This is a genomic window from Streptomyces sp. YIM 130001, assembly GCF_003574445.1.
Lineage (GTDB): Bacteria > Actinomycetota > Actinomycetes > Streptomycetales > Streptomycetaceae > Streptomyces.
Map to the genome: position 1 here is coordinate 356728 of NZ_KZ984549.1, position 12480 is coordinate 369207.

The following is a 12480-nucleotide window of genomic DNA, read 5'->3' on the forward strand; positions in this document are numbered from 1 at the left end:
CTGTGCCGGCCGAAGCGAACGGTCGGGGCTTTACGAACCCGGCGTTCCATGGGGCCGATCGAGCAAGCAGGGCGCGAGCCTCTGGCCGAGACGGGCCATGCGGCCCCCGAGCCATTCACCCGGACAAAGGCCGCCGACGGCACGTTGGCCACACATCGCCCAGGGAATGGCGAATCGGCGCTTCGGCCCTGGGCGCACCCCAAAAGGGCGAATGCGCACGACCGGCCATTTAGCACCTTTTGCCACCCGGGGATGCCTATGGCTTTGCCGAATGTCCACCAAGGCATGGGAAACACTTCGGAAAGAAATCTCCGATATGCGGTGTCGACTTAACCGGATCGCGACCTGACCAGCCTTGACGTGCGCATGGGCACTTGAAAGCGTCAGCAGCGGCGCTGCCGAATCAAGCGGTCGCCTTGAACTGGCTTACCCCCACGCGAGGTTGACGCTCCATGAACGGCACCCCCCACCCGCACTTCGCCCGCCCGTGCGGCTCCACCGGCCCACCTCAGGCTTGCACACGAAAACGGCTCCGCGCCAACCGTTTTCCGACCCGCACAGGGTCCCCATGTTCTGCCTGAGCGCCAGAGCCCCGGCGTCCCGTCACCACGGGCGAGCGTCCGGTCACCACCGGATGAACGGGCCGAAACGACCCTAATCACGAAAGGCCGGCTACCAGTGCTGCGTTACCTCGCCCGCAAAATAGTCGGCTGGTTTTTGATGATCGCCATCGCGACCAACCTGACGTATTTCCTCGCCAACGCATTCCTCAAGCCCGCGTCGAACTACACCGCGCTGCGACCGCCTCGAACTCCAGCCCAGATCAACCACGCCCTGGCGCTTTACAACCTCAATCCGGACAAACCCATCATGGAACGATGGTGGCACTGGATGACCCAGCTCGTCACACACTTCGACTGGGGGCAGTCGCCGACCGGCGGCAGCGTCAACGAGCAGGTCGCCTATCGGATCCTCGTCAGTGGCCAACTGGTCCTGGGTTCAACGATCCTGTCCATCATCATCGGAGTCGGACTCGGCGTCTACACCGCCTCACGCCAGTACAAGGCCGCCGACCGGGTGTGGCAGGGATTCTCCGTCCTCTCCTTCAACACACCCTCCGCGGTGGCCGCACTCGGGGTGGTCTTCGCCGCGATCGCGCTGAACCAGGCCATGGGCAGCACGCTGCTGCCGGTCGCCGGAGCACAGAGCCCGGACGCCTCCGGGTTCTGGGAAGTCCTGGGGTCCAGAGCAACCCACGCGATCCTGCCGACGATCTCCCTCACGTTCATCTCCTACGCCGCGTACCACTTGTTGCAGCGCTCTCTGCTCCTGGACAACATCAACTCCGACTACGTCCGCACCGCACGGGCCAAGGGGCTGACGCGGAAGCAGGCCATCTACCGGCACGGGCTGCGGACTTCGGTCATCCCCGTCGCCACTCAGGTCGCGTTCGCGATGCCGGCCCTCTTCACCGGCGCGGTGATCGCGGAGACCGTCTTCGCCTGGCACGGCATGGGCGAGTACTTCACCAAGACCATCGGCACGAACGACGTACACGGTGTCGTCGCCGTCGCAGCCTTCGGTGCCCTCATGACAGCCGTCGGCGCGATTCTGGCCGACCTCGTCATCGTGGCCCTCGACCCCAGGATCAGGGTGAGCTGACGTGGCCATCAACACACACGGTGCAGGCTCCAACGCCGACCCCGAGACGCCTGCCGACCTGACCGAGACGCTGGAGCCGGGAAAGGCCGTCGTCCAGGGCAAGCGCCTCTCGCCGGTCAAGCTCTACACGCGTCGATTCGCGCGCAACAAGGCGGCGCTGGGCGGCCTCATCCTCTTCACCCTCCTCCTGCTGCTCTCGGTGTTCGGTCAGTACCTGACCCGCTGGGACCACGTGGAGGCCGACTTCACCGCGCTGTCCGTCGCCCCCGGAGCCGGCGATCACCTGCTGGGCACGAACGGCGCGGGCAACGACGTCTACGCCCAGCTCATCCACGGTCTCGGCCGCTCGCTGACCATCGCCGTGACGGTGTCACTGCTGACCACAGTGATCGCCGGCCTTTTCGGCACCACTGCCGCCTACTTCGGCGGCAAGGTCGAGCGGGTGATGCTCGGCATGGTCCACTTCCTGCTGATTCTCCCCTCGTTCCTCATCATCGCCCTGGTCGGTACGCACTACCGCGGCGAGTGGCAGGTCCTGGTCGTGGTCCTCACCCTGTTCGGCTGGATGCTCACAGCCCGGGTGATCTGGTCCCTCGCCACGTCCCTGCGCGAGCGCGAGTACGTCACGGCGGCCCGCTTCATGGGGGTCAGCTCGATGCGCATCATCGTCCGCCACCTGGTGCCCAACATCGGGTCCCTGCTCATCGTGACGTTCACCCTCGGTGTCGCCTCGACCGTGCAGGCCGAAACGGCGCTCTCCTTCATCGGCTTCGGCGTCAAGCAGCCCGACGTGTCACTGGGCTCCATGCTCGCCGAAGGCCAGAGCACCCTGTCCACCGCTCCGTGGCTGTTCTACCTGCCCGCAGCCATGGTCGTGCTGCTCACCGTGGCGATGGCGTTGATCGGTGACGGTCTGCGCGACGCACTCGACCCCACCTCTCAGTCTGGAGGCCGCGCATGATCGAGCAGCGCGCTGTCACGACCAAGTCCGATGTCGCCCAACCTCTGCTGTCCGTACGCGATTTGAAGGTGGCATTCCCCTCGGAAGCGGGCCGGGTGGAGGCCGTCCGCGGCGTCTCCTTCGACCTGCACCGCGGGAAGACCCTGGGCATCGTGGGCGAGTCCGGTTCGGGCAAGTCCGTGACGTCCATGGCGATCATGGGTCTGCTGCCCGAGTACGCCTCGGTCACCGGTGAGATCACGCTCCGCGACAGGAACATCCTCGACCTCGACGACCGAGCGATGTCCAAGGTCCGCGGCCGGCACATCGGCATGATCTTCCAGGACCCGCTGTCGTCGCTCACACCGATCTTCAGCATCGGGTCCCAGATCGTCGAAGCGCTCCAGATCCACCAGGACATTTCGTCCGCGGCCGCCTGGAAACGGGCCGTCGAACTCCTCGACCTGGTCGGCATCCCCAACCCCGACCGCCGTGCCAAGGGATTCCCGCACGAGTTCTCGGGTGGCATGCGCCAGCGGGCCGTCATCGCCATGGCGATCGCCAACGACCCCGACCTGATCATCGCGGACGAACCCACCACCGCGCTCGACGTCACCGTGCAGGCCCAGATCCTCGACGTCCTCAAGACCGCCCAGCGCGAGACCGGGGCCGCGGTCATCATGATCACCCATGACCTCGGGGTGGTGGCCGGCTCGGCCGACGACGTCATGGTGATGTACGCCGGCCGCCCGGTCGAGCGCGCCGGAGTGGACACGCTGTTCTCGCGACCGCGTATGCCGTACACCATCGGTCTGATGGGTGCCATCCCCCGCCTGGACGACAGCGACAGGAACGCCCTGACCCCGGTCCCCGGCACCCCGCCGCTCCTGGTGGATCTGCCCGACGCCTGCCCGTTCGCGGCGCGTTGCCCCGTGGCGGAGGACTCGTGCCGGGCTGCCGAACCGACCCTGTTGACGGTCGACACGGACGACAGCGGCGGCGCACACACCGTCGCTTGCAGGCGTGCGCCGGAGATCGACGACGGCGCCATCGACGGTCGGCCGATCTACCCCCTCCCGCCCATCCCGGAGAACCGGGCCATCGCCGTGCCGCGCGAGGAACGATCGAAGGTACTGGAACTCTCCGGTGTCACCAAGACGTTCCCGCTCACCAAGGGCGGCCTGCTCAAGCGCAAGGTGGGCACCGTCTTCGCCGTCAACGGCATCGACTTGGACATCCGTGAGGGAGAGACGCTCGGACTCGTCGGCGAATCGGGGTGCGGAAAGACCACCACGCTCCTCGAGATCATGGGGCTGAAGCCGCCGGAGCAGGGCAGCATCGCCGTCTGCGGCCACGACACAGCGGAACTGAAGCGCAAGCAGGACATCAGCTCGGTCCGCCGGAACATCCAGATGATGTTCCAGGACCCCATGGGGGCACTGGACCCCCGCATGACGGTCTTCGACATCCTCGCGGAGCCCCTCCGCGCGGTCGGTGAACGCGACAAGCAGGTGCTCAGCACCCACGTCGCGGAGCTCATGGAACTGGTGGGGCTCGACCCCGAGCACCGCGATCGCTTCCCCGGTGCCTTCTCCGGCGGGCAGCGGCAACGCATCGGCATCGCCCGGGCCCTCGCCACCAAGCCGCAGTTGCTCGTCCTCGACGAGCCGGTCTCGGCCCTCGACGTATCGGTGCAGGCCGGTGTCATCAACCTGCTCAACGAGCTCAAGGCCGAACTGGGCCTGTCCTACCTCCTCGTCGCCCACGACCTGTCGGTGGTGCGCCACATCTCCGATCGTGTGGCGGTGATGTATCTGGGACGGATCGTCGAGATCGGTACCACCGACTCCCTCTTCGACGACCCCAGACACCCCTACACGAAGGCGCTCCTCTCCGCGATCCCGCTGCCCGATCCGGTCGCGGAACGCAGCCGGGAACGCGTCCTGCTGAAGGGCGACCTTCCCAGCCCGACCGACGATCAGCCGGGCTGCCGGTTCGTCACCAGGTGCCCGCTCCACCTGACTCTGTCGGAGCCGCAGAAGGAGCAGTGCCGCGGGGCCACTCCGGAACTCACGGCGAGGGGAGACACCGACCACCGCGACGCATGCCACTTCGCGGACACGACCGCGTCTGTAGACAAGTGAACTGAAAGGCTGTCATGAGAAAGATCAAACTGAGTGCAGTGGCTTTCGCCGCCGCGGCCTCCCTCATCCTCTCCGGGTGCGGCGGCGGTGACTCCGACGACTCCGGGCAGAAGAACTCCAAGGGTGCCACCTCGGAGAAGGACGTACTGACGTCGTACAACCCCCAGTCGGCGAGCAACCTCAAGCAGGGGGGCAAGCTGACGCTCCCCATCGTGGAGATTCCCGACCAGCTCAACCACCTGCACGGCAACGCCGTGCTGTACAGCTCCAAGCTCGCCTGGTTCTACCAGCCGCAGCTGTCCTTCAACGACCCGAAGGGCAAAGTCACTTACAACAAGGACTACCTCAGTGACGTCAAGCAGGAGGAGGTGGACGGCAACACCCAGGTCACCTACGACATCAACCCGAAGGCCAAGTGGAACGACGGCCAGGACATGGACTGGACGATGTTCCGGGACTCCTGGAAGGCGCAGAACGGCAAGGACAAGGAGTTCAGCGTCGGCTCCACCGACGGGTACTCCAACATCGCGTCGGTGAAGAAGGGCAAGAACGCCAAGCAGGCGATCATCACCTACGACGGCACGTTCGTGTACTGGAAGTCCCTGTTCGCCTGGGTCGTCAACCCGCACATCGCGAAGTCCGGCCCCTTCAACGAGGCGTACGTGAACAAGCCCCACCCGGAGTGGGGCGCCGGTCCGTACACCATCTCCAAGTTCGACTCCAAGGGCGGCACCGTCACCTTCAAGCCCAACCCCAAGTGGTGGGGCGCCAAACCGCATCTGGACGAACTCACCTTCATGCAGATGGAGGAGAGCGCCGCCGTCAACGCATTCAAGAACGGCCAGATCGACGCGGTCGAGGTGAAGAGCGGGGAGCAGGTCAACCAGGTGAAGTCGGTGAAGGGCACCGAGCTGCGCCGCGGCACGACCACCTCCAACAACCTCCTGGTCTTCAACAGCACTTCGCCGCAGTTGAAGGACCCCGCGGTGCGCAAGGCCGTGATGCAGGGCATCGACCGTTCCCAGCTCGCCAAGATCACCTTCCAGGGACTCGGCTACACCGAGCCCCTGCCCGGGTCCTTCAACCTCTACCCCTTCCAGAAGGGGTACCAGGACAACTTCGGCAAGCTGGTGAAGTTCGACGCCGAGGCCGCGAAGAAGGGCTTGGATGCCGCGGGTTGGAAGACCGGCTCGGACGGCGTGCGCGAGAAGGGCGGCAAGAAGCTGAAGCTGACCTTCCCCACCATCGGTGACAGGTCCACCACCAAGGCACGTGCCACGGCCATGGCCCAGATGCTGAAGGGAATCGGCGTCAAGCTGGACATCGATGCGCGCCCCTCCGCCGACTTCAACAAGGTGTTCAGCAAGCGTGCCTTCGACATCTTCGGCATGGGCTTCATCTCGAGCGACCCGAACGGAATGATGTACATCTGCCAGATGTACTGCTCCGACTCCACCCTCAACGTCTCCCGCTCGACCCCGAAGAGCATGGACAAGGACGTCAAGGCCGTCTCCAAGCTCCCGACCCTGGACGAGCAGCTCAAGGCGGGCAACGAGGTCGAGTTGAAGGCCATGAAGACGTACGGCATCATGCCGACGCATAACGGCCCCACCGTCTGGGCCGTCAAGAAGGGTCTGGCCAACTACGGCTCGGCCCAGTTCTACGGCCACTACGGTGTCCAGGGCCCGCCCACCACGATCGGCTGGCAGAAGAAGTAGTCCACGGCACCGGGGGCTCCGCCGCAGCAGGTACGCGGCGGAGCCCCTGCTGTCTGTCACGGGCGCGTGTGCGGCGGATCGGAACCGCGCGGCGCCGGGACGCCCTCACCGGCTCCTGACACGTCGCGTTGTGCCTGCTGCCGGCCTCAAAGTCGGCAACCCCATGGACAGTTGCACCGGACAGTTCGACGGGCCCGCTGACTCCCGCGGCCGCCGACACACATGGCCGCGGCGAACCACCCAGGTGCCGTTCCAGCGGTGCCCGCCCGCCACAGTGGGTCGCCGAGGCCCGGCTCCTTCGCGGACCCGGCAGCACCGATCGTTCGACGTTCAGCGCAGTTCGAGCGGTTGGAACCGCGGGCGACTGCACGCGCTCATCTGCTCGGACAACTGCCGTCAGCCGTCAGCCGTCAGAGCTGGATACGGCCACTCCCCTGCCCAACTGCCGTACGACATAGGCGCTGTGCCGATGACGGCCGCCGGACAGATCCCGCGCAGCGCCCATTTGTCGCGCCGCCATGAAGGTCCTCTGCTCAAGGGGCGATAGATCCCCGTCCTCACGTTCGCCCGCCCCACATAGCGATCACGCCGGACGCGTCACACAGAGCCTTGATCATCCGCCGCCACCCGTGATGCCGGTCGACCGGGCTGGTCGAGGCTGTCGGCGCGGCGGTTGTTGAGCTCGATGGCGTGCATGTGTTCTTCGGCCCATGCGCGCAGGCTCCCGAGCGGCACCTCGAGAGAGAGCCCCAGGTCCGTGAGTGCGTAATACACGCCGGGCGGCACGCTGGGTTCGACGCGGCGCGCCACCAGTCCGTCCCGGGTGAGGTTCTGCAGCGTCACGGAGAGCATCTTCTGGGAGATCCCAGGCATGCGACGCCGCAGTGCCGAGAAGCGGAGCTCATCCGGGGCGGCTTCGGACAGCGCTTTGATCGCCATCGAGGTCCACTTCGTGCCGATGCGGTCGAGCAGCATCCGGGTCGGGCACTTCGGGTCGAAGAGATCTCCCTGCCTCACCACGGTCACCTGAACCTCACCACCTGAATCGAAAGTGCCGTCTTGGGGAGCATGCACTGGTTCCCTACAGTATCCACGTCACCTTTGGTTACTGCCTGCCTGGAGCTACCCATGCCCGAATTGCGCCGCATTCCCGTCAATGGCATCGAGTTGAACGTGGCACTGACCGGCTCGGGTCCGGCCGTACTCCTCCTACACGGCTTCCCCCACACCTGGCAGCTCTGGAGCGAAGTCATCGCGGGCCTCGGTGGCGGGTACCGGATCATCGCGCCGGACCTCCGCGGGTTCGGCGCCAGTACACGGGCCGCGACGGGTTGCGACGCGAAGTCGCTGTCCGAGGACGCCGCGGCTCTCCTCGAAGCGCTCGACGTACCCTCGGCAACCGTGGTCGGTATCGACGCCGGCACCCCGCCGGCCTTCCTTCTCGCCCTGGAACGACCCGAGTTGGTGCACCGCCTCGTCGTCATGGAAGGCCTGGTCGGCCGCCTGCCCGGAGCCGAGGAGTTCCTCCGCCAGGGCGCTCCGTGGTGGTTCGGTTTCCACGCGGTACCCGGGCTGGCGGAGGAGGTACTCGTGGGGAACGAAGCCCGATACATCGACTTCTTCCTCGACGCCGGAACCCTCGGCCAGGGCCTACCCGCGCACCTGCGTGACGCCTTCGTCGAGGCCTACACCGGACGGGACGCGCTGCGCTGCGCGTTCGCCTACTACCGCGCCCTGCCCGACAGCGCGGCGCAGATCGAGCGAGCGGTCGCCGCCAAGCGGCTGACCGTGCCGACGATGAGCGTGGGAGCTCACCCGGTGGGAAGAGCGCTCGAACAGCAACTCCGGCCGATCGCCGACGATTTGGCAGGGCACCTGATCGAGGACTGCGGCCACATCATTCCCCTGCACCGCCCCGATGCCCTGCTCCAGCTACTCCACCCGTTCCTGGCGTGACCCGCACGGCAATCGGGCCCACGCTCTCGGTCGAGGCAGTGACTTCGCCACCGATGACGCCCGAGAATCACCAGTGGCGCGCCAGCCCTGAGCGCGGCGGAGAACGGAGCCGCGAGACGGGATCGCCATGCGCCCCAGGACATGGTGACGTTGTCCGCCAATAGTCCGGGCACTCACGGCGGCGTGGAGCATCCGCACACCGCTCGGCGAAGGGCCTACTACCGGCCCCCGCAGCGCACACACCCACCGACAAGCGGCGTTCCCCGACTGAATCGGCTGGATCGCCTGGTGCAGCTACCGCTGGCCCACATCGACATCACGGCCCACACCCGCCCTGGCCACCGCATCACCAGCCTCTTCGGACAACACCCCCTGGGACGCCGTGCGTTCAGGCGTCGGCATCTGTGGCCCCGAGGGCTGTCGTGCAGAAGCCGGCCTCGGCCAGGACGTCGACTGCGACTCCGCGGCCGACCTGGGTGATTCCGATCAGCAAGTCGTCGCAGTCGATGCGCTCGGAGCCGCCTTGTTCGGATCGCGCCTCGGCGAAGGCGATGGCTTTGCGGGAGTACGGCGTCCAGGCGATCCGCTCGGCGGCTCGGGAGGCGCCCATAGTCAACCGACTTCCCACGGACTTGTGGACCTCTTCGGGCGAGACCCCGGATGCCTGGAGGAGGCGCGTGGCGCTGTTTTCTTCTGCGGTGAGGCCGCGCAACAGGTGCTCGGTTCCGATGTAGTTGTTGCGGTGCTGCACCGCTGCTTGTTTGACGTGGACCATCGCTTGGCGCAGGTCCTCGGTCATCGCCTCGGGGCCGTAACGCTTGTGCGGCACACGGAATCGCTGCTGGACGGCTTGCCGGGTGACGCCAAGGGCGGTGCCGATCTCGGTCCATGACGAGCCGTGCATCCGACTGTGTTCGACATAGTCCTCGACCAAGTCGTCGGCCAAGGTCTGTAGTTGGCCTGCGAGTTGGGCGGCGACCCGCAGCAGGGAAAGCCAGTCGGGCTGCTCCTGACCGTCGGGGCGGTGCGCGGTGTCGCATCTCCGGTCGACTTCCGCGATGAGGTCATCCAGGTCCGGAAGGGTCATAAAGCAAGTACGCATTGACAGTTACGGATTGTCAATGCGTAGTTGCCTAAATATCTGATGGCGGTTGCCGACAGCGACGTGGGGGTGCGATCCGCCTCGGTCGTGGGCGCCACGTCGTCGAGCGCCCGTCGGCTGCCGCAAGCAGTGCCGCGAAGAAGCACACCCCGGGCACGAAAGGTCAGCGGCCGGTCTCCCGGAGTGTCGGGAACTCCCGTACGAGTTCTCCACCCCGGGGCCCGTAGCAGGACAAGCCGACGTTCCAGCCGAACCCGGTGAGCAGGGAGTGGAGTTCGTCCCACCGCTCCGGGTCGGCCTGTCCGGCGAAGCGGATGAGGTCGGGCCTGGAGAGCGTGCCGAGCCGGGCCCAGTCGGTGGAGAAGGCGAGCTCGCCGCGGAACTGATCGGACGCGCCCGTCTCCCAGCCCGCCCGGGACAGGGCGGCGGCGAACTCCTCCAGCGAGGGCTTGCGGACGCCGTCCCGCGCGTCGGCCTCCGGGTACACGGCCCCGTAGACATTGGGGAGCCCGTCCAGCTTCTTTCGAAGCCAATCCGGGACGTTCTCCTCCGCGCGGGGGAAGTAGGCCAGGTCACGGGCATAGTTCTCGGGCGTGAAGGACGGCGCGTCCGGCTCGTTGTCGTAGTCGTAGCGGACCGAGTACCGCTCCGGGACCAGCGTGTAGATCAGCGTGAACCAGGTGCCGCCGGTCTCCGTGTACATCCCCACCCGCAACTGCCGGCACAACTTCGTGATGCTCTGCGGGATTCCCGCCGCGGCGAGGCTGCTACCGTCCTCCGCCACGGCGGCCAGCGAGGCCGACGAACCGCCGACGGCAAGTTCCGACCACCGTAGGGTCGCCTGCGCCCAGCCGTCGGGGAGACTCTCGCCGAGTACTTGCCCGATCTCGGCGCAGATCTCGGCCTGTTCAGTGGCGTCCAGGGCGCGTCGCGACACTTCGTCACCTTTCTGGTGAGGGATGGGGTGTTTCCTGGTCGGACGCTTCGAAGGAACCGTCCGGTTGCGGCTGTGACCGCGGGCGCGTGCAGGGCGCAGACCGAGAGGGACAGCCTGAGGGACACGTGGGTCGAGGCTCTCCTGCCGGCCGGCCTCGGTCAGCCCTGCGCTCTCCCCCGCTGCCGCTCACAGATCGTTCCCGAGCGCAGATCGTTCCCGAGCGCAGATCGTTTCCGAGCGCCGGTGCCGAGCGCGCGTACCTGTCGGCACGGTGCGCTCGGCGCCGAGGCGGCCACTTCCAGGACGGCGGCCACGTGCGTCTTCAGGCGTCAGGCGCCCGATGGACACTGACGGCATACCCGCCGCCTTCGTAACGGTGGGCATCCCACGTCGCAAAGCGGTCGACGAGGGTGAGTCCGGCCTCGGCGCAGTACGCGTCGTAGTCCGACAGGGTGATCGTGGGCGGCACAGGCAGGTGGTCTGCATCCAGACCGAATCCCGCGACCAGGAGGCCGCCGGGCCGCAGGGCCGCGGCAAGACGGGCGACCGTCGCGGCCTCCGTACCTGCGGCGAGAAGCGGGAAGATGTTGCCGGCGGCCACGGCGAGGTCGAAGTCCGCGCCACCATCGAGTCCGGCCGGGTCGAACGTGGCCAGATCGGCCTGGATCCAAGGCAGTTCCGGCGCTTGCCTACGGGCCACCGCGAGCATGGACGCGTCGAGGTCGACCCCCACACAGTCGTACCCGAGCTCCGCCAACCGGATCATGACTCTGCCGGTCCCGCATCCGGCGTCCAGCACCCGTGCCCCGGGGGGTGCCAGCGCGGCACACAGGCGTGCTTCACCGTGCACGTCCTTTCCGCTGTCCGCCAGCGCCGCGAACCGGGCGGCATATCCCTCTCCGGACGTTCCGCCGGTCAGCTCTTCCCAACGACTCATGCCGGACAGGCTAGGTGAACAGTGCGGACGCTTGCCCCCACCCCCGACCGACCGAGCGCGCCCTCGCCGAACGCGCGCCGTAAGCTCACGTCGTCGGCTGCAATGCGCCGGAGCAGCGAAGCGCTGTGCGGCGGGCCGTGTGGGGTTGCTCTCCTCGAACGGGTCTCCCGATGGCCCCACCTCCGACCGCCGGATGGACCGATGGCCGCCCGCCGTCGGCGTTCCGGGGTGAGGTTTCGGTCCGCTCACGGGCACTCAGCGCTGAAGGGCTTCGGTGCGGGCCACGTAAACCGTGTTGGTCGAAGTGCCGCCCTGCAGCGGGTTGTCGAAATCGACGACGTGGGCCGACGCTGTGTCGAAGACCTGCGTGAGTACGGCGGTGAAGTGCTCGTCCGGCGGGTCGTTCGACCAGAGGGCGAAGACGCCTCCCGGGGTCAGCTGCCGGGCGAGGACGCGCAACCCTTCGGGACGGTAGAGGGCTGTGTGGCTGGGATGCAGGACGTGGCGGGGTGAGTGGTCCACGTCGAGGAGGATGGCGTCGAAGCGACGGGCTGGATCGTGCGGATCCAGCCCGATCCCTTCCCGGCCGGCCAGGGCGAAGAAGTCGCCCTGGACCAAGCGGCACCGGGGGTCGGACGTCAGAGTCGGGCCCAGCGGCACGTATCCCTGCTCATGCCATTCGATCACCTCTCCCAGCGCCTCGATCACGGTCAGCGAACGTACCCGCGGGTCCTCCAGCGCGGCCCGCGCGGTGTAGCCGAGACCGAGGCCGCCCACGACGACATCGAACTCGCCGTCACCCAGCGGTGCGAGGCCGAGTCGGGTGAGTGCGATCTCGCCCTCGGTGAAGAGGCTGGACATCAAGAACTCGTCGCCGAGTTTCACCTCATGGATATCGGCGCCCGTCGCCGGATCACGTCGCCGGCGCAGGCTGATGTCTCCCATCGGGGTGGGGCGCCAGTCGATCTCCTCGAAACGCGCGCTCAAGCCGGTTCCCTTTTCCTGTGAGGTGAGTGAACGGTCATGCGTCGATGACGACCTGGATGATCGGCGGACGACGACGGTACGTACCGTACGCCCGGTT

Annotated in this window: 10 protein-coding genes; 5 read left to right on the forward strand and 5 right to left on the reverse strand. The window is 67.0% G+C overall.

Annotated features, from left to right (window positions below; translation table 11 throughout):
- The first annotated feature begins 678 nt into the window (after window positions 1-678).
- The 4 genes from DSC45_RS04755 to DSC45_RS04770 are packed head-to-tail and all read left to right on the forward strand — an operon-like array spanning window position 679 to window position 6464.
- The gene (locus tag DSC45_RS04755; RefSeq protein WP_119287379.1) at window positions 679-1662 is read left to right on the forward strand and encodes an ABC transporter permease; all 984 of its coding nucleotides are present in this window, start codon (window positions 679-681) and stop codon (window positions 1660-1662) included.
- Window positions 1663-1720: 58 nt separating this feature from the next.
- Entirely contained in the window at window positions 1721-2623 is a 903-nt protein-coding gene (locus tag DSC45_RS04760) for an ABC transporter permease (RefSeq protein WP_240434482.1), read from the forward strand.
- Window positions 2620-4746 (forward strand): ABC transporter ATP-binding protein, encoded by a 2127-nt coding sequence (locus DSC45_RS04765; RefSeq protein WP_119287382.1) that lies wholly within the window; start codon window positions 2620-2622, stop codon window positions 4744-4746. The genes DSC45_RS04760 and DSC45_RS04765 overlap by 4 nt, the downstream gene beginning before the upstream one ends.
- Before the next feature lie 14 nt (window positions 4747-4760).
- Window positions 4761-6464 carry an ABC transporter family substrate-binding protein gene (locus DSC45_RS04770; protein ID WP_240434463.1) on the forward strand — a complete coding sequence of 568 codons (1704 nt, stop codon included), beginning with the start codon at window positions 4761-4763 and terminating at the stop codon, window positions 6462-6464.
- Window positions 6465-7061: 597 nt separating this feature from the next.
- Here DSC45_RS04770 and DSC45_RS04775 read toward each other — a convergent pair.
- Complete coding sequence (locus tag DSC45_RS04775) at window positions 7062-7439, reverse strand: winged helix-turn-helix transcriptional regulator (protein ID WP_119287705.1); 378 nt, start codon at window positions 7437-7439, stop codon at window positions 7062-7064.
- 153 nt (window positions 7440-7592) lie between these two features.
- On the opposite strand from DSC45_RS04775, the gene DSC45_RS04780 reads away from it, so the two are divergent.
- Window positions 7593-8420 carry an alpha/beta fold hydrolase gene (locus tag DSC45_RS04780; protein WP_119287383.1) on the forward strand — a complete coding sequence of 276 codons (828 nt, stop codon included), beginning with the start codon at window positions 7593-7595 and terminating at the stop codon, window positions 8418-8420.
- A 388-nt stretch (window positions 8421-8808) separates the two neighbouring features.
- Here DSC45_RS04780 and DSC45_RS04785 read toward each other — a convergent pair whose 3' ends face one another.
- From DSC45_RS04785 to DSC45_RS04800, 4 genes are all read right to left on the reverse strand, one after another.
- A complete protein-coding gene (locus tag DSC45_RS04785; protein ID WP_240434464.1) occupies window positions 8809-9507 on the reverse strand; it encodes a Clp protease N-terminal domain-containing protein in 699 nt (232 codons plus the stop codon).
- Window positions 9508-9685: 178 nt separating this feature from the next.
- Window positions 9686-10459: a hypothetical protein gene (locus DSC45_RS04790; protein ID WP_119287385.1), complete on the reverse strand. Its 774-nt coding sequence runs from the start codon at window positions 10457-10459 to the stop codon at window positions 9686-9688.
- Window positions 10460-10781: 322 nt separating this feature from the next.
- The gene (locus tag DSC45_RS04795; protein ID WP_119287387.1) at window positions 10782-11396 is read right to left on the reverse strand and encodes a class I SAM-dependent methyltransferase; all 615 of its coding nucleotides are present in this window, start codon (window positions 11394-11396) and stop codon (window positions 10782-10784) included.
- A gap of 255 nt (window positions 11397-11651) precedes the next feature.
- A complete protein-coding gene (locus DSC45_RS04800) occupies window positions 11652-12383 on the reverse strand; it encodes a polyamine aminopropyltransferase (protein WP_119287389.1) in 732 nt (243 codons plus the stop codon).
- Window positions 12384-12480 lie beyond the last annotated feature (97 nt).